Consider the following 17,459-nt stretch of genomic DNA (forward strand, 5'->3'; position numbering starts at 1 on the left):
TTAATTGAGAAAGACTCAGAAACAAGTTTAAACAATGAATCAGCCAACTGGTCATGCCGCTATAGCGTGGTCGGAAATTGACACAACAAATTATCCTGTGGTCGCAAAACGGACGTTCAGGCGGACAGACCAAAACTTTTTCTGGGAGAAATTCAATCTCTTTTAGGAATGTCCGCAGTAACGGGTAGAACCCAGCTGATCACCAACTGAGTGAAGACTGCGACTACGGAGTTTCCTGCGAGATCTCAGGAAACTCCGGATTCACAGTGCCCTGCTCCTCCGGCGTGACCCAAGAAAATGCGGAAGATCACCCCGGATCTATGTGAAGATATCGTTGATGAATAGACTCAAACGTCTTGCGAACCATTCTTTACCAACGGGATACGAAATGATCGTCAACGAATCCGGAGGCATCCCCAACCGCCTGTTTTTCCGTCTGTTCCAGACAGGAAACATCCTGCAACGCCAGGTTCAGAATGAAATGGGCATCAGCGCCGTGCAGTGGGCAGTACTGGGTGCATTATCTCGAGAAGGATTCGAAGATGGCACCTCATTCAACCAACTGAAAGAGTACCTCTACGTCAGTCGCCAAAACCTCGATGGCGTGCTCAAACGAATGGAACGAGACGGGCATGTTGTTCGGATACCGGATCCCCAGGATCGCCGAGCTCGACTCGTGGTTCTTACCGAATCTGGCCGCACTTTCTGGAATCGACTTCAGGACACTATTGCCGAATTTTACAGACAGGCCATGCAGGGGATGAGTTTTGATGACGGCGTCAGCCTGCTTCACCTTCTGAAAAAGCTTCAGCATGAACTCATCGACATATCCCTGGAATCGAACATCCCAGGGGAATGATCGTGACTAGCTAACGCCCTCTCCAAAAATCAGCAACGGCAATCAGGCCGGCTCAAACCGCTCCTGTAGCCACGCCTTGATCTCGTCAGACTCATACAGCCAACGATCACTGCCATCCTCCTGATGAATCTTCAGGCAGGGCACCTTGATTTGGCCGCCGCCGGCTTCCAGCGCCGCACGATGTTCCGGGTCATGCTGGGCGTCGCGGGTTTCAATGTTCAGACCGAGCCGTGCGATTTCCTTTCTTACCTTGATGCAGAACGGGCAGGCCTTGAACTGGTACAGGGCGAGATTTTTGCTGGCCTCGTCGGCGCGGGCTTGCTCTTCAGCACTGCGGGTCACGCTTTCAGGCGTGCTGAGCTTTTCACTGAGCAGCATGAAGGGCGTCAGTACCAGACGCAGGGTGCGAAAAAAATAGCGAATAATAACTCTCATGAGTAAGACTCAAACTCCGGGTTTCTTGGTAAAAGTCGGCCTGAACGATGTCGGCATTCAGGATTGATTTGCGTACTTGATAGCGGTGTACGAGGATATCATTTCAACAGATGAAGTGTTCAGAGTAACGGGGGCAGACCCCTCATTGATGGAGAATCCGATGTCTGAGTCCGGCACCAAATCTCTGCGCAAACCCCTGCGATTCTGGGGTTGGGGCTATGCGGATGAGGATCTGCATCCCGAAGAACACGCCATGATCGAGACCGTTACGAAAATGTTGGTGCCGGAAGGCCTGGTGGAGATTGAGCCACCAAAGGTTGAAGACTTTGACCTCCCAGCATCCCGGTTGCTTTCTGTTCCCGAGCATCTCTCAGACATCATTTCCACTACGAACTACGACCGCCTGGTGCACAGCTACGGGAAGTCCTACGCCGACATGGCCAGGATGCTGATGCGGAAAGTGCCCAACCCGCCCGATGCCGTCGCCTTTCCCAAGACGGAAGACGATATCCAGCAACTGTTTCGCTATGCGGCCGAAGACAATATTGCACTGATCCCGTTCGGTGGCGGCACCAGTGTCTGCGGCGGCGTTGAGCCCGATGTTGGCGACACCTACCAGGCGACGATCAGTGTCGATATGGAAAACCTGAACCAGATTCTGGAGATTGATCCTATCAGTCGTCGCGCCCGGATCCAGGCAGGAATCAAAGGCCCGGATCTCGAGCGGCAACTGAAGCAACATGGTTTGACACTGCGCCATTACCCACAGAGCTTTCCGTTCGTGAGTCTGGGCGGCATGCTGGCAACCCGCGCTGGCGGCCATTTTGCGACCGTATACACGCACATCGAAGACATGGTGGAAGCAACCCGGCTGGTCACGCCAAAAGGCATCATCGAGACCCGCGCTCTGCCCGGCTCAGGCGCGGGCCCTTCGGCAGACCGCATGATCTGTGGCTCAGAAGGTACGCTGGGGATCATTACCGAAGCCACCATGCGATTACAGCATCGACCAAAGTGGCGGGCCACGGCGTCCGTCCGCTTTGATCGCTTCATGAACGGTGTCGATGCTGTCAGACAGATCGCGCAATCGGGTTTATTCCCGTCGAATTGCCGTCTACTGGATGAGGCCGAAGTGGTGATCAACCGGATCGCTGACAAACCCTGCGCCATTCTGGTTCTTGGTTTCGAATCCGCAGATCATCCGCAAGACCAGAAAATCGAGCGGGCCGTCGCCATTGCCGAAGAACATGGCGGTGTTCTGCAAAAAGATGGCATTAGCTATAACCCGGATCATGCAGAAAAAGGGTCCAGCGAAGCCGAGTCCTGGAGAAATGCCTTTATCCGAATGCCCTACTGGCGCAATCGATTAACCGCCATGGGCATGATTGCCGACACCTTCGAAACCGCGATCACCTGGGACAGGTTCCCGAGCCTTTACAAGGCAGTAAGATCAACCATGGAGTCCGCGCTTCGCGAGATCACGCAACGACCATTTTCATTCTCCTGCCGCTTTACCCATGTTTACCCGGACGGGCCTGCGCCCTATTTCACGTTTTATTTCGTGGGCGACACTACCGGCGATCTGGGCAAAGCCCTGGAAAAGTGGAAACAGCTCAAGCGCATCTCCATGGAAGTGCTGGCCGAGCAGGGTGCGACCGTTACTCACCACCACGCGGTTGGCCGGGATCACCGGTATGGCTATGAACAGCAGACGTCACCGTTGTTTCGCCAGACCCTGGCTGCGGGCAAACACTTCCTGGATCCACAGGGTATTCTTAATCCCGGAGCCCTGATTGACCCGCAGGATAAAAACGTTGGCATTCGGGGTGTGTTATACGATTCGGACGATGCTCTCAGTCCTGATGAGCACCGCTAATCCTTCCCCGCACCCAGGCGGCCCTGAAAGTCTCCGAAGCAACCCCGGCCAGGAATCCGAAAAACGGATCGGCCCAGAAGGTGACCAGTGCCGTTATCCCGATCACTGGCCAACAGGAAGGTTTGGCGACCCAGAGACGCTTGGTCAGGCCAAGCTCGACAGCCGCCACCATTAGCAGGGCACCGAGACCGGCCGCGGGAACGGCGGCGATGAACGACAGACCGCCGGGCACGAATGCGATCAGGAGCAAACCGGTGCCCAACAGAACCGGCGCCAGGCCAGTCCTGGCGCCGAAGCGGTAATGAGCCGCCACACCACCCGCGCCGTGGCACATGGGCAGCGCACCGAACGGTACCAGGAAGAGATTGGCCAGGCCTGTTGTCACCGACAGACGTGCTGGCGAGACCCGGTGTGACTGATCCCCGAAATAATCCCCAACCACCAGGGCCGTCAGAACGATCGCGTTGGTGATGGTCAGCGCCAGTTGTGGCAGCACCAGGATGGAAAATCCCTGCTGCCAGTCATCCATTGAGGGCAGCTCCGGCATCGAGAAAATTGCCGGATCCACCGGTAGCGGCAGCCCGGGCGAGCCCAGCAACGCCCCGAGAACCATCGCCACGGCAAGCCCCAGTAATGCCGCAGGCCAACTGGGGAAAAGTTTCAGGGTGACGGCCAGCAACGCAAGGACCAGGAGCCCCAACGGCAAAGAGGTGGTCATCAATTCCAGGCTCATGCTGGCCAACAACAACCCCAGCCCCAACTGCAGGCCGCTCAACACCGAACCTGGCACCAGGCGTGCAGCCCGGTTGATCCACCCGGTTGAACCCAGAATCAGAAGAATCGCGCCGATCAGAACACCACTGGCAACAAGGCTCTGGGCGCTGACCTGGGTGGTAAGCAGAAGCGCGGCCACCGCTTTCATGGGTTGCACGGGTACTGGCAGGCGATAATAAAGCCCGGTGGCGATATAGAAGAGGGCAAATCCCAGCAGAACCGGTACCGGCGCCAGCCCGGCCACGCCAATGGCTCCGAGGCTCAGTGGCAACAGTGTACCAATGTCACCCAAAGCGCCGCTGAACTCTTTGACAGTTCTGTTTCCGATTGACCCCATGCAGGCCCCTGCTTGATCTGCCTGTTTATTATTTTTGCTCAGGCGTTGTACACAACGTTTCCAAGCTCACTGATATTATAACCACCCAATGCCTCCGCTCGCTGAACAAATCGTTCACTGCGAGCAAAACCCAGCAAACGCTGCATGGCCGGCTCGAAGTAATGGCGCCTGCGCATGGCCAGGTCAAAGTGCTCCTGCTGCAGGGGAATAAATGCCAGCCCCTGGCGCCTGGCAGCCGCTTCAATACCCACGCCCACATCCGCCTCCCCCTGGCGAATGGCCAGTGCCAGATCGTCCTCACTGAGCGAGGGATGGGCGGCCCAGGTAAGCTGACTGCCATCTATACGATGGCGGGCAAGCAGCCCCTGCAGCAGATGGCTGACACCGGCATCGGGCTGGCGGTGGGCAAGGCGAAGGCCTGGTCGGGCGATATCCTCAAGCCGCGTGAGTCCGTGAGGGTTGCCGGGCGCCAGGAGGAGCCCCTGCTGGCGCTTGGCCCAGCGAATCAGCACCAGGTCCCTCATGCCAGTCAAACCCAGGGTGGCCGGATCGTTGTATCGCTCACTCTCCGCGTGCCAGATGTGCATGCCAGCGACCATCGCGCGCCCGTCCACCAGGCGCTGAACCCCATCGCCGCTACCCTGGCACAACATGGCAAGCTCGGCGTTGCTCTCCTTTACCGCCCACTCCAGCAGCGGGTCCTGGCTACCCACTAGCACCGGCAGCGTTGGAGCACTGATCGCATCGTCACCTTCAAGGTGGTTCATCAACCACAAATCAATACGCTGGCGCGGGAACAATAGCTTTCCTGTGACCCGAACGCAGGGAATAACACCCTGGCTGACGAGATCATAGACCTTGCGTTCTTTCAGGCGCAGATACTCAGCAGCCTCGGCCGTAGTGAGGTAGGCGGGAAGGGGCATCAGAATCTCCGGAGGATCAAGTAAAGCATCAGGCTGTTTTTGACTGCATATTTTTCAGCAGGCTGTGCAAAGCGTAGTTAAAAACGCCACGATGCTCAACATTAAAGGAGACGCAGCTGTGGAAGAAAATGCGTTTTACGTGGCGCTGTCGCTACTGGTGAACCTCGACGCTTCGCTGTACCAGATCGTGGTGCTTTCGCTACAGGTTTCGCTTCTGGCGGTCCTGATAGCGGCGTTTTTGGGGTTTCCCCTGGGTGCGGCAGTTGCATTGTGGCAATTCCCCGGGCGCGGCGGTGTGGTTGTTGCGCTGAATGCCTTGATGGGGTTGCCTCCGGTTGTGGCCGGGCTCGGCGTTTACCTGCTGTTATCGCGGGCCGGACCTCTGGGTGAACTGGGCCTTCTGTTCACGCCCAGCGCCATGGTGATTGCGCAGGTGATACTGGTATTGCCCATTCTCGCCGCGCTCTCGCGCCAGAAAGTGGAGGAGTTACTGGGTGAGTACCGGGAACAGTTCGTATCGCTGGGCATGTCCCGGGCGCGGATGATGCCCACCCTGTTGTGGGACGCCCGCTTTGCCTTGCTGACTGTTCTGCTCGCAGGGTTCGGCCGGGCCAGCGCAGAAGTGGGCGCTGTCATGATGGTAGGCGGCAATATTGATGGCGTGACCCGGGTCATGACCACGGCCATTGTGCTGGAGACAAGCAAGGGTGCCCTGCCCCTGGCGTTGGGCCTGGGCATTGTCCTTCTGACACTGGTCATGGTGATCAACGCCACGGCCTACATTTTGAGTGAAACGGCTAAAAGGCGCATGGGATGACTTCACTGAACGTGCCCGTTAACAACCCGATCGAACTCAGTGCACCGCCGTCGCTGCAATTCGAGAGCGTCGAGTTCAACCCTTTCGGCCACCGGCTTTTTGGCCCCTGTTCGTTCAAGCTTGACGGACCCGGCCCCACGCTGGTGATGGGCCCCAATGGCGCCGGCAAAAGCCTCATGCTGCGACTGGCGCACGGACTGCTCACACCGACGGAGGGCGCCGTGAGCTGGTCAGGCGCCAGCGCGCCCCGCCAGGCCATGGTTTTCCAGACGCCGATCCTTTTGCGCCGTTCGGCGCTGGCCAACCTCCGGCACGCACTGGCGGTCAACAATGTGCCACGCAAGTTGCGCACAGAGCTGGCTCTCGAAGCCCTGGCCCGGTTTGGCCTCTCCTCCTGCGCCGACACGCCTGCGCGGGTGCTGTCCGGCGGCGAGAAACAACGCCTGGCACTGGCACGTGCCTGGTCGCTTTCACCGGCAGTGTTGTTTCTGGATGAACCCACCTCCGCACTGGATCCTGCCGCGATTAAGGCCGTGGAACTCGCCGTACAGGAATTTCACAAGCAGGGTACACGCGTCGTAATGACCACCCACGATCTCCACCAGGCCCGGCGACTGGCCGGCGATGTCCTGTTTCTTTCGGAAGGCAAGGTACAGGAACACACACCAGCGGACATGTTTTTCCGTGCCCCGGTCTCGCGGCAGGCACAGGCCTATCTCAACGGCGAGCTCGTAGCCTGACCCACCAATAAGAAACCGCATCGGACCACCGATTTCTTGGTGAATGAATACCAAAAGGAGAAAACAAAATGAAAAAGACCCTTAACCTGGTTCTTGCAGCCGTCACTACCGTGGGCCTGGCCTTCAGCGCCCACGCCGAAGATTACATAACGCTGGCCTCGACAACCTCAACCGAGAACTCGGGCCTGTTTGATTCGATCCTGCCAAAGTTCGAGGACGCCACTGGCATCGAAGTGCGCGTTGTCGCCGTTGGTACCGGCCAGGCCTTCGAAATCGCCCGCCGTGGTGATGCCGACAGCCTTCTGGTGCACGACACCGCCGGCGAAAAACGTTTTGTGGAGAACGGCTACGCCACAGAGCGGGCCGACGTGATGTACAACGACTTTGTATTAATTGGCCCTGCCGATGATCCGGCCAACATCAGCGCAGCGAAAACCGCCGCTGAAGCGCTGTCTGCCATTGCCGAAGCAGAGGCACCGTTTGCCTCTCGTGGTGACGACAGTGGCACCAACCGTGCAGAACTTCGCCTGTGGGAAAGTGCCGGTGTTGAACCGGGCGGCAGCTGGTATCGCGAACTGGGCAGCGGCATGGGCCCGACCCTGAACACTGCCGCCGCCATGGATGCCTATGTGATGTCAGACCGCGCAACCTGGGTCGCGTTTGAAAACCGCCAGAACCTGAAGCTGCTCTTCGAAGGTGACAAAGTGCTGTTCAACCAGTACGGCAGCCTGCTGCTTTCTGAAGAGAAGCACCCGCACCTCAAGCATGAGATGGCCGCGAAATGGCACAACTGGCTAATCTCCGAAGAAGGTCAGCAAGCGATTGCCGACTTCAAGGTGGATGGACAGCAACTGTTTTTCCCGAACGCCAAGTAATTCAGCAGGGCCAAGGGTCACTGGCCTCACCCTGTCTAACCCTGTATTACCTGAACCCCGGCGCTGCCGGGGTTTTTTATTGGTGTAAGGCAGCTGTTTTTCCCCAATGCCAAATAGGCTAATCTCTGGCAATCTCCGTAGATATTCCATTCCGCGGCATTCACGAAACGGCTACAACAAAAATGACGATTGATCCCATACTTCCCGATCCCAAAGATCCCCGACTGTCCCGGCCGGTGGAGGGTGTTGACGAAAACGGCGAGGCCAAATCGATCAGCGTGATCGAGGAACGCCCCCTGACGATCTACCTGAACAGTCAGGAAATCGTCACCGCCATGACCATTGGCGATCACCCGGAGTATCTGGCCCTTGGCTTCCTGTTGAACCAGGGCATGCTGAAAGAGAGCGATCAGGTCACCGGGATCGATTTCGACGAGGAACTTGAGGTCGCGGTGGTGCGCACGGCGGGCGTTACCGATGTTGAGGACAAGCTGGAGAAGAAAACCCGTACCTCCGGCTGCGCCGTGGGCACGGTCTTCGGCGACATGATGGCGGGCCTCGAAGGGCTGTCGCTACCGGACACCCCGGTACACACCAGCAGCTTTTACGATCTCTCCTATCAGATCAACCACACGCCCAGCCTGTACATGGAAACCGGCGCCATTCATGGCACCGCGCTTTGCCAGGGCCAGACAATCCTGGCCTACATGGAGGACGTTGGACGGCACAACGCGGTCGATAAAATTGCCGGCTGGATGCACCTGAACAACATTTCTGCGGCCGACAAGGTCCTCTACACCACCGGACGACTGACCTCGGAAATGGTGATCAAGACATCGCTGATGGGCATTCCCACGCTGATCAGCCGCTCGGGTTTCACCGCCTGGGGCGTTGATATCGCCCGGCAGGTCGGACTGACTCTGATCGGACGGATGCGAGGCAAGAAATTCACCTGCCTGAGCGGCCAGCATCGTCTGGTGTTCGATCAGGACTTGTCGCAGGTACCCGATGAAGACAAGAAGCTGCGTCGCAAAGGCGCTCAGAATGATTAATGGAGGCACTGCATGACTGATTGTGCAGTCATCCTGGCGGGCGGCCAGGCAAACCGCATGGGCGGCGGCGACAAAGGCCGGCTCATGCTCGGCGACCAGTCACTGATCCAGCGGGTAATTGAGCGGATCACGCCTCAGGTCGACGCCGTGGTGTTGAATGCCAACGGCGATTCAAGCCGGTTTGACGACCTGGGGTTGCCGGTAGTGGCCGATTCCATCGAGGGTTTTCCGGGGCCGCTGGCAGGCGTGCTCGCGGGCATGGACTGGGCCGCCGAACAGGGCCATGACTGGCTGATCAGCGTTGCGGCCGATACTCCGTCCTTTCCCAGGGATCTGGCTGTCAGGCTGGCTGAACATGACACCCCGGTGGTGCTGGCGGCCACGCCGGACCCCGAACGGGGCCGGCTGCCCCAGCCGACCTTCGGCCGCTGGCAGGTCGCTTTGCGGCATGATCTGCGAGCCGCCCTGAACGATGGCGTGCGCAAGATCCGCCAGTGGACACAGGCCCAGGGCGAAACCCTGGTAGTGTTCGACGAGGGCGACTTTTTCAACATCAATACGCCGGACGATCTGGCCTGGGCGGAGCAGAACCTGAAGTGAACGTCATCGGCATTGTAGGTTGGAAAAACTCCGGAAAGACCACCCTGGCCTCGGCCCTGATTCGTGAGCTCTCCAGCAGAGGGTTAACGGTGAATTCGATCAAGCATGCCCACCACATGGTGGATGTGGATCAGCCCGGAACAGACAGCTACAAGCACCGGGACGCCGGTGCCCGTGAGGTCATACTGGCCGGTGGTCAGCGCTTCGCGATCATGCACGAACTCCGGGGGGCAACAGAGCCAACGCTGGACGAATTACTGTCCCGGCTGGGCCCCTGCGACTGGGTGGTGGTGGAGGGTTTCAAGACCCACTCCCACGCCAAGATCGAGGTGCACCGGCGGGAGGGTTCGCGGTCACCGCTGTTCACCGAGGATCCGAGCATTGTTGCCGTGGCGTCGGACTACGCTGCCGAGTTCTCGGGACCCGTGTTCGACATCAACGATATCCCCGCCATCGCTGATTTTATTCTCAACCGTCAGCCAGCCTGAACAGCCCAACCAGGAGCCGAAGATCCATGAAACCGCTTCGCAACGACTGCTTTGCCCTACCCCCCGGCGTCAACTGGACCCCGGTTGAAGAGGCCCTTGAGCGTTTGCGTTCACGGTTACATCCTGTGGTGGAGATTGAGCGCGCCGTTCCCCTCTCCCAGGTAAACGGCCGCATCCTGGCAAACGATGTCCATGCGCCCCGGGCTCATCCCCCAAGCAACAATTCCGCCGTCGACGGCTATGCCCTGGCCGGACCGGTGACGGACGTGCCCTGCACCCTACCCCTGGTCGAAGGTCGCAGTGCCGCCGGTGAGCCATACACAGGCCAGGTGCCCGAAGGCCACGCAATCCGGATTCTGACCGGAGCGGTCATTCCAGCCGGCACAGATACCGTGGTTCTGGAAGAAGACTGCGATGTCGCGGATGGCCAGCTGCACCTGAACGGCACGCTAAAAGCAGGCGCCAATGCCCGCAAAGCCGGAGAAGACATAAAGGCAAAGGACAAGATCCTCACAACCGGAACCCGCCTGAGCCCGACCCAGATTTCGGTACTAGCCAGCGTGGGCGTGGAATCCGTCGACATCTATCAACGACTGCGAGTTGGTGTGCTGTCCACTGGTGATGAAGTGAAACCGGTCGGGGCAACTGTTACCGACTGGCAGATTTACGACGCCAACCGCCCTATGCTCAGCGCCCTGGTTTCGCAACTGGGCTACGAGCTCGTGGATCTAGGCCATGCGCTGGACCGGGCCGAAGAGGTGAAAGCAGCGCTTGAGCGCGGCGCGGAACACTGCGACCTGATCCTGACCAGCGGTGGCGTGTCTGCCGGCGACGAAGACCACGTGTCAAAAACACTGAAAGCCCATGGCGACATCAGCAACTGGCGCATCGCCATTAAACCCGGCCGGCCTCTGGCGCTCGCCATGTTCCAGGGCACGCCGGTCGTTGGGCTGCCGGGTAATCCGGTGGCCGCCTGGGTCTGTGCCCTGCGGTTTGGTGCTCCGGCCATGGCGTTGTTGGCAGGCGCGGAATGGTTTGAGCCACAGGCCTATGTGATGCCGGCCAATTTTTCCAAGAACAAAAAACCCGGGCGCAGCGAGATGCTGCGGGCACGGGTTCGGGATGGGCAGGTTGAGGTGTTCGGTTCGGAAGGCTCCGGCCGGGTGACCGGCCTGGCCTGGTCCGACGGACTGGTGGAACTGGATGAAAGCGCCCAGCAGATAGAGCCGGGCACCCCCGTGCGGTTTATTCCCTACGGCAGCTTCGGGCTGTAATCAGTCAACGCTGCCGTGCACCGCAAAGGCCTCCAGTGAAGCATCCTGCGGCCCCCGGGAACGGTAGGTTTCCTCGACACCCAGCTCGGTCAGCGTGCGGCTGACCATCAGCAAGGTGTTGTCCTCGAAGTCTTCACACATGTTGCGCATCTGATCGATTTCTGCACAGGCCACCGGATAGGCAGCATCAATACTCGGCGCGCCATAATGGTCAACAAATGTCTGGGCGAGGGTTCGTCGCACCTGCTCCAGTTCCGGCTCGGTGATATTGCATACACCCACGAAACTGGCGCGGCCGCCAGACTCAATGCTGTACCAGCCATTAGTGAACGCCTGGCGGGCTTTCCCTTTCAGGTCTGCTTCGGTCCAGTTGGAAAACTCGAAGCCACCGGAGATCGCCCATTCGCCGCTGGGCGCAGGCTTTTCAAATACGTTCTCGTCCGATATATCCAATTGCAGGGTTCGGGCCAGCTTCATACGTGCTCCGCGAATTCAATCAAGCTCAATGTCTCGGTCATCACATCCTGACGCAACAGCATCCGGCCTTTCTCATCCAGGCCAACAAAAAGTCCGGGCCGGGGCCGTTCGATTGTCTTGCCCAACGTGTCACAGCGGGGCCGCCATTCGTTGTGCACCCGCTCGAAGCCACTGTCCATAAAGTAGGTCAGCCACAACAGCGTGTGTTTGGACCAGCTTTCCAACAGGGCCATGGGCGTGATTTCAACGCAGCCTTCTTCGTACAGACAGGTTTCGTTCGGATTTTCTCCCGGCTCGTCGGTCATCGGGATAAAGGGCACCTCAACGCCAATGACCAACCAGTTAGGATGCGCTTTCGGATCAGACACGTCCGCAGCAAACCGGACGCTTCCGCAGACAGCTCCGTTGACCTTGATGCGGTCGGGCCATACAAAGTGTACGGGGACTTCGGGCGGGGCCAGAGCACCCAGACTCTCGGCCAGACCTATCTGGGCGACATAGACCGCCTGAATGGCCTCTTCCAGGGGTGTTTCCGGCGCCAGCACCAGGGCCGCACGCAGGCTGTCGCCTTGCTCGGAGTAGAACACCGTGCCGGAGTCAACGCCCGCAATGGCCCGGCTCACGGCCTTGTCAAAAGGGTCGGTGTGCCTGGGTACCACCTCCCCGGTCAGTAACGGTGGGAACTGGGGTGTATCGATCATTGGATGGCCCGGGCGTAGACGTCAGAGGCAACAATTTCATCGGCGATGCGCTGGAACGCTTGCGCCTGGGGACTATCCGGCTTGGATACCACAATCGGCACTCCGCCATCCGATCCCACCCGGATATCGAGATCCAGCGGAATCTCTCCCAGGAACGGCGAACCGAGTTTCTCGGCTTCCGCCCGCGCGCCACCGTGTCCGAACGGATGGTGCTCTTTGCCGCAGCCATCGCAGATAAACGAGGCCATGTTTTCAATCAACCCGAACAGCGGCACATCCATCCGCTTGAACATATCAATACCCTTGCGGGCATCCATCAGGGCGATGTCCTGGGGCGTCGAGACGATAACCGCTCCTGCAACAAAGAACTTCTGGCTCAGGGTCATCTGGACATCGCCCGTGCCCGGCGGCAGATCCACCAGCAGCACATCCAGCCGTCCCCATTCCACCTGGTTCATCATCTGTTGCAAGGCGCCCATCAGCATCGGCCCGCGCCAGACGATGGCTTCGTCTTCCGGGGCCATCAGGCCCAGGGACATCAGCGTTACGCCGTGGTTTCTCAGCGGCAGGATGGTGCTTCCATCCGGGCTGGACGGCCGACCGGAAACCCCCAGCATGCGGGGCTGGCTCGGGCCGTAGACGTCGGCGTCCAGCAGGCCGACCTTGAGACCTTTCGAGGCCAGGGCAACCGCCAGGTTGGACGACACGGTGGATTTGCCAACGCCACCCTTGCCCGAGGCGATGGCGATGATCCGATCAACGCCCCTGGGGTTTTTGTCCTGAGGCTGGGGAGCGTCGGTTCCGATCAGGTTCGGTTTTTTTCCTACTTCGGTGTACTCAACCATGATGTGTCCTGTTGTTTTTAGCTGTCCAGATAATCATCACTGGTGCGGACCCTGGGGCGTTCACCGGCCGCCATGGGTGCGTTGTCACCATGGAACTGGGATTTGACCCGACAGTCGTCGCACATCTTGATCAGCTGCACGTTATCAGAGTTCTTGTACATCCAGTGCTGGTTTTCCAGTTTCTCGACGATCCGGTTAATGGTGCTGGCAACGCCGAACGGGGTTCCGCACTTGATGCATTCGAATGGCTCCTCACCGTGCAATGCCCGGGCACTCAGCGCCGCCTTGGACACATCCAGCTGGGGCTTCAGGGTGATGGCGGTCTCAGGGCAGGTACTCTCGCAGATACCACACTGGACACAGGCGTTTTCCGTGAACTGGACCTCGGGGCGATCCGGGTGGTCACCAAGGGCGCCCGTCGGGCAGAGTGATACACAGGCAAGGCAGAGCGTGCATTTATCGGAATCAATTTCGATCGCACCGTATGGCGCGCCTACAGGGAGCGGAATCGGCTCTTCGATCTTGTCCGACATCGCAGCCACTGTCACCCGTGTGATATCCCGGCGACCGCCAACCAGCAGAACCGGATCGCTCACTCGCCCGGCATTGTCACCCGCATCGCAGAGTTCGATGGCGGAAATGACCCGCACCCGGCTCGGCGAGTTGTGGGTGCCTTTGAGCATGGCCTGGGCCAGTTCCACTTCCGCAGTCACCGCCCGGCGATCCAGCTCATTGTCCGCAAGGATCAGAACCTCGGCGTAGCCGGCGCCGAACGCCGCCATGATTTCAGCGTGCCCAATCCGGTCGACATGCTCGAGCCCCATCGGGATCAGATCATCCGCGAGGCCATTATCGTAGCGGGCCAGGTTGGCAATGGCCTCTGTGCCAGCCTCCAGGGTATGGAACACCAGGCGTGGCGATTCGTGAGTATGCTCGCGATAGACCTTGGCCATCACTTCAACAGCCTTGGTGATCGCCTCGAATGGCGTCTCATTCATGGTCACCGCAGAGGTGGGACAAACGGCGGCGCAGGAGCCACAGCCGGCGCAAATGTCCGAATCGATCTGAATATGGTCGCCAAAGGAGAAAATGGCTTCCGTCGGGCATACATCCAGGCAACGGGTACAACCGGGCTTGTTGGCCCGGGAGTGCGCGCAGAGCGACTCTTCGAGCCTGAAGTACACGGTTTTTTCGAACTCACCCACCATTTCCCTGGCCGTCAGGGCAATGCGCTCCAGCTCGCCGGTCTTCTTCGGGTCGGCCCAGAAGTAACCGTTGCGCTTCTCGTGGCTGGGAAATGCCGGGGCACCGCCACGCAGATCGATGAACACGTCGCATTCGCTGCGGGCGGTGGGCTTGGCTGCCTCATAATCCAGCTCACCGCGACCGGCCGGATGCAGGGGTTGCAGGTGCGCAAATTCCAGCTTGAAATTGCCCAGTGCGCCGTAGGCGCCCGTCAACTGCCCTTTGGCCACGTCGTAGGCAGCAGATGGCAGCTGGATCGGGCCGGCATCATTAACAATGCAGGTCACGCCCAGTTCGTCCTGCACCAGTCCGGCCATCCTTATGGCCTGTTCGGTGGGACCCACAATGCAGCACACGCCGCTGGACTGGATGGTTTTTGCCGGCGCCATTGGTGCCGGCAGCTGGGCAGCGGCAACCAGGGCGGCCTGCTTGGCGTGCAACCGTTCGGGCTTCGCGTCGGGGGCACTCCAGCCGGCGCGATCCCGGATATCAATGGATTGGAGCGGCGCTGAGTGCTGGGTCTCGGCGTAAACGTCCTCCGCAAGGCGCTCGAAAAAAGCCGCCTGCTGGCCACAGGCAATAAGCACGTCACTGCTGGCGCCCAGGTGCTCGGCGGCAATACTCATTTCGTTGCCGCACAGTTGATCCACTGCGATGACCTGATCCGCGGCCGCGGCTTTGCGCAGGGCCTCTGAATCGAAGGTCTGTGATTTGTCGCAGCTACATAGTAATAGGGTCTTGGATGCCGTCATCAGGAGTTTGACTCTTTCGTTGTTTTTATACGTGTACGCTTCCGTATCGCTTTTCGAGCATGCCACAGGCATTATCTTTTGGACAATTGGATAATCGTTTGTGCCCTGCTATTTTTACGCTATTACAAAAAATGAGAAGCACCATGAGTAGTCGTACAGATCAATGGCAACGCGAATTGAAGGTCGGCGCCGTCGTTCGCCGGTCTCCGGGGGTCACTCGTTGGGCAAAGGTTATCTGGAAGCCTGTTGCCGTCATACCGGGGGCGCCTGAGGCGTTCTGGAAAGAAATGGTTCGCGAGGGCGACGTGGTCGATTACCACGCGGGCACGGTTACGATGGAGCTGTTCCGGGCCGATGTTGAAGGCTATCTGGTCTCCCTGAACATGGCTGCCCCTTCGGTCTGGATCATCCTGGACAAAGATGTAACGAGCCAGTCGCCGTCCGGGTGGGTTGTCAGCACCGTCACAGCCAGCGCCCATGAGGCTCTGGATGCCCTCGACAGTGGCGAAAGCATTGTCGAGGCGGTTCCTATTCCTGAATCCCTTGCAGCCTGGATAAAAGAGTTTATCGATATGCACTATATCGAGGAGCCGTTCAAAAAACGTCGTCGCGACGAAGTCCGCGTGGATGGCGTTGAGGACGCCAAGGGCGACCCGCGCATACGTCAGGAAAGTGACGTTTTTCGTGCTCCCTCGAACATCAAAAAGCCGAGAATTCAGTGATGGCCGAATCACGTCTTCAGCGCTGGGCTCGCAAGAAGGCCGAAGCCGCCAAGCGCCCGGAACCATCCCCTCCTCCGGTTATCGAGGCTGAGCCAGCCCCGGAGGAGCAGGAACTGGCAATCAATGAAGCATTGCCGGAACACGAGCTGCTAGAGAAGTATGGCCTGCCTGACCCGGAAAACATTGAGCTGGGTACGGACATCACCGGTTTCATGCGCAAGGAAATTCCGGAGTTCCTCCGCCGCAAGGCCCTGAGGGGACTCTGGAAATCCAACCCGGTACTGGCCGTTCTGGACGGCCTCAATGATTACGATGAGGACTACACACTGGCCTCGACGGCCGGACAGACAGTGAAAACTTTATACAAGGTTGGAGAGGGGCTCGTCGACAAAGCCAGGAAAGCCGCTGACGTCGTGGAAGACCAGTCTATAGAGCAGGTGCGATTGTCGACGGATGAGTCTGATTCGACAATTACCCAGGAGCCGGAGCCCGATGACACCCTTGAGCCTGAGGACATGGCAACGCCGACGGAACCTCCCGAACAACAGCTGGCCCAACAAGAAACCAGCCAACCGGAAGAACAGCCGGAACCAAGATTCCGCCCCCGGATGCGTTTTGACTATTAGCAGAATGCATTTCAGCTATTAGCGAATCGATGGCGGGTTAGGCCACTATTCAGAAATCTGTACTAGAATAGTGTGACAGACCGCAAATAATAATTAGAAGGAACATGAGTTGAGCAACACTGCGGAAATCCAGTGCCCGCGTTCCGTCTCCGAAGAGGATCGTGCCAGGGCCCAGATCTATCAACTGCTGGGCGTCCTGCTAGTGGACCCACCCTCCAGTGAACTGTTGCAGGGATTGGCGTCTTTGCAGGGCGACGAGACACCTTTGGGTTCAGCCTGCAAAAATTTGGCTGCTCTCGCCGAACGTACCAACCCCTACGATGCCGAGCGGGAATTCAACAACCTGTTTGTTGGCCTCGGGCGTGGTGAACTACTCCCCTACGCCAGTTATTACCTTACCGGCTTCCTGAACGAGAAACCCCTGGCAGAACTCCGAACCGACCTTCGGACCAGGGGCATCAAAGCCCGCAGTGACGTGAAAGAACCAGAGGACCATATCGGCACTCTGTGTGAAATCATGGCGGGCATTATCACCGGCGGGTTTCCATGCGACAGCGGACTGCCGTCGCAAAAAGCATTTTTTGATGCCCACCTGGCAAAGTGGGCAGCCTTGTTTTTTACCGACTTGGAAGAAGCGCAAAGCGCCATTTTTTACGCACCAGTGGGTTCGCTCGGTCGAGCCTTCATGGCGGTAGAAGCCGACGCCTTTGCAATTCAGTAACCGGGATCTCAAGGTCCCATAAACCCAGGGGGAGGTGTCCAATGGACAACCCGAAGCGTGAAAACAGCCGTCGCCGTTTCCTGCAAATGGCCGCTGCTGCAGCACCGGCTGCGGTGGCAATGACGGTTGCACCGAACGCCGCAGCGGAGGTCGTCAGACAAGACGCGCCGAAAAGCCGCGGTTTACGTGATACCGAACACACACGTAAGTATTTCGAATCGGCTCGCTTTTAACGGGGATTTGAGTTGATCGAGGTTGCGAAAGGCCCTTGAGAGATTCAGCTTTCCGAAAAAACGAGAATAATAAAGAGAGAGGTAAAC

General features: G+C 58.7%; 20 protein-coding genes. 13 read left to right on the forward strand and 7 right to left on the reverse strand.

Translation table 11 applies throughout. From position 1 onward, the window contains the following. Nucleotides 1-388: 388 nt before the first annotated feature. Nucleotides 389-859 (forward strand): MarR family winged helix-turn-helix transcriptional regulator, encoded by a 471-nt coding sequence (locus BM035_RS08330; RefSeq protein ID WP_008177322.1) that lies wholly within the window; start codon nt 389-391, stop codon nt 857-859. Nucleotides 860-901: 42 nt separating this feature from the next. Here BM035_RS08330 and BM035_RS08335 read toward each other — a convergent pair whose 3' ends face one another. Beyond that, a complete protein-coding gene (locus tag BM035_RS08335) occupies nt 902-1,294 on the reverse strand; it encodes a glutaredoxin family protein (RefSeq protein WP_053113887.1) in 393 nt (130 codons plus the stop codon). Between the two features lie 160 nt (nt 1,295-1,454). Here BM035_RS08335 and BM035_RS08340 point away from each other — a divergent pair, with 160 nt between their 5' ends. Then, nucleotides 1,455-3,170 (forward strand): FAD-binding oxidoreductase, encoded by a 1,716-nt coding sequence (locus BM035_RS08340; protein ID WP_254775437.1) that lies wholly within the window; start codon nt 1,455-1,457, stop codon nt 3,168-3,170. Here BM035_RS08340 and BM035_RS08345 read toward each other — a convergent pair. Beyond that, on the reverse strand, nt 3,148-4,281 hold the full coding sequence (locus tag BM035_RS08345; protein ID WP_092031106.1) for a putative sulfate/molybdate transporter: 1,134 nt from the start codon (nt 4,279-4,281) through the stop codon (nt 3,148-3,150). The genes BM035_RS08340 and BM035_RS08345 overlap by 23 nt on opposite strands. A gap of 38 nt (nt 4,282-4,319) precedes the next feature. Then, nucleotides 4,320-5,204: a helix-turn-helix transcriptional regulator gene (locus tag BM035_RS08350; protein WP_092031108.1), complete on the reverse strand. Its 885-nt coding sequence runs from the start codon at nt 5,202-5,204 to the stop codon at nt 4,320-4,322. Between the two features lie 118 nt (nt 5,205-5,322). On the opposite strand from BM035_RS08350, the gene BM035_RS08355 reads away from it, so the two are divergent. From BM035_RS08355 to BM035_RS08385, 7 genes are all read left to right on the forward strand, one after another. Further along, nucleotides 5,323-6,021, forward strand: a complete 699-nt coding sequence (locus BM035_RS08355; protein ID WP_008177308.1) for an ABC transporter permease — start codon at nt 5,323-5,325, stop codon at nt 6,019-6,021. Further along, entirely contained in the window at nt 6,018-6,761 is a 744-nt protein-coding gene (locus BM035_RS08360; RefSeq protein ID WP_008177307.1) for an ATP-binding cassette domain-containing protein, read from the forward strand. Before BM035_RS08355 ends, BM035_RS08360 begins: the two co-directional genes overlap by 4 nt. Nucleotides 6,762-6,829: 68 nt before the next feature. Continuing rightward, the gene (locus BM035_RS08365) at nt 6,830-7,636 is read left to right on the forward strand and encodes a substrate-binding domain-containing protein (RefSeq protein WP_008177306.1); all 807 of its coding nucleotides are present in this window, start codon (nt 6,830-6,832) and stop codon (nt 7,634-7,636) included. Nucleotides 7,637-7,818: 182 nt separating this feature from the next. Continuing rightward, nucleotides 7,819-8,688: a formate dehydrogenase accessory sulfurtransferase FdhD gene (locus BM035_RS08370; RefSeq protein WP_008177305.1), complete on the forward strand. Its 870-nt coding sequence runs from the start codon at nt 7,819-7,821 to the stop codon at nt 8,686-8,688. Nucleotides 8,689-8,700: 12 nt separating this feature from the next. Further along, a complete protein-coding gene (gene mobA / locus BM035_RS08375) occupies nt 8,701-9,288 on the forward strand; it encodes a molybdenum cofactor guanylyltransferase MobA (RefSeq protein WP_092031110.1) in 588 nt (195 codons plus the stop codon). After that, a complete protein-coding gene (gene mobB, locus BM035_RS08380; RefSeq protein ID WP_053113873.1) occupies nt 9,285-9,776 on the forward strand; it encodes a molybdopterin-guanine dinucleotide biosynthesis protein B in 492 nt (163 codons plus the stop codon). Before mobA ends, mobB begins: the two co-directional genes overlap by 4 nt. A gap of 26 nt (nt 9,777-9,802) precedes the next feature. Beyond that, nucleotides 9,803-11,050 carry a molybdopterin-binding protein gene (locus tag BM035_RS08385; RefSeq protein WP_092031111.1) on the forward strand — a complete coding sequence of 416 codons (1,248 nt, stop codon included), beginning with the start codon at nt 9,803-9,805 and terminating at the stop codon, nt 11,048-11,050. Here BM035_RS08385 and BM035_RS08390 read toward each other — a convergent pair whose 3' ends face one another. Genes BM035_RS08390 through BM035_RS08405 form a run of 4 tightly spaced genes read right to left on the reverse strand, consistent with a single transcriptional unit; the run spans nt 11,051 to nt 15,070 of the window. Next, entirely contained in the window at nt 11,051-11,527 is a 477-nt protein-coding gene (locus tag BM035_RS08390; protein ID WP_008177294.1) for a DUF6505 family protein, read from the reverse strand. Then, on the reverse strand, nt 11,524-12,228 hold the full coding sequence (locus BM035_RS08395) for a biotin/lipoate--protein ligase family protein (RefSeq protein ID WP_008177292.1): 705 nt from the start codon (nt 12,226-12,228) through the stop codon (nt 11,524-11,526). The genes BM035_RS08390 and BM035_RS08395 overlap by 4 nt, the downstream gene beginning before the upstream one ends. Then, nucleotides 12,225-13,073, reverse strand: a complete 849-nt coding sequence (locus tag BM035_RS08400; protein WP_075267633.1) for an Mrp/NBP35 family ATP-binding protein — start codon at nt 13,071-13,073, stop codon at nt 12,225-12,227. The genes BM035_RS08395 and BM035_RS08400 overlap by 4 nt, the downstream gene beginning before the upstream one ends. 17 nt (nt 13,074-13,090) lie before the next feature. Next, entirely contained in the window at nt 13,091-15,070 is a 1,980-nt protein-coding gene (locus tag BM035_RS08405; protein WP_053113870.1) for a 4Fe-4S binding protein, read from the reverse strand. Between the two features lie 143 nt (nt 15,071-15,213). Here BM035_RS08405 and BM035_RS08410 point away from each other — a divergent pair, with 143 nt between their 5' ends. The 4 genes from BM035_RS08410 (at nt 15,214) to BM035_RS08425 (ending at nt 17,372) form a co-directional block, all read left to right on the forward strand. Continuing rightward, nucleotides 15,214-15,792 carry a DUF3305 domain-containing protein gene (locus BM035_RS08410; protein WP_092031113.1) on the forward strand — a complete coding sequence of 193 codons (579 nt, stop codon included), beginning with the start codon at nt 15,214-15,216 and terminating at the stop codon, nt 15,790-15,792. Then, nucleotides 15,792-16,418, forward strand: a complete 627-nt coding sequence (locus BM035_RS08415) for a DUF3306 domain-containing protein (protein ID WP_092031115.1) — start codon at nt 15,792-15,794, stop codon at nt 16,416-16,418. Before BM035_RS08410 ends, BM035_RS08415 begins: the two co-directional genes overlap by 1 nt. 109 nt (nt 16,419-16,527) lie before the next feature. After that, a complete protein-coding gene (locus BM035_RS08420) occupies nt 16,528-17,139 on the forward strand; it encodes a TorD/DmsD family molecular chaperone (RefSeq protein ID WP_092031116.1) in 612 nt (203 codons plus the stop codon). 41 nt (nt 17,140-17,180) lie between these two features. Further along, nucleotides 17,181-17,372 carry a twin-arginine translocation signal domain-containing protein gene (locus tag BM035_RS08425; RefSeq protein ID WP_008177284.1) on the forward strand — a complete coding sequence of 64 codons (192 nt, stop codon included), beginning with the start codon at nt 17,181-17,183 and terminating at the stop codon, nt 17,370-17,372. Nucleotides 17,373-17,459 lie beyond the last annotated feature (87 nt).

Origin of the sequence: Marinobacter sp. DSM 26671, assembly GCF_900112835.1 — a bacterium.
GTDB classification, from domain to species: Bacteria; Pseudomonadota; Gammaproteobacteria; order Pseudomonadales; family Oleiphilaceae; genus Marinobacter; species Marinobacter flavimaris.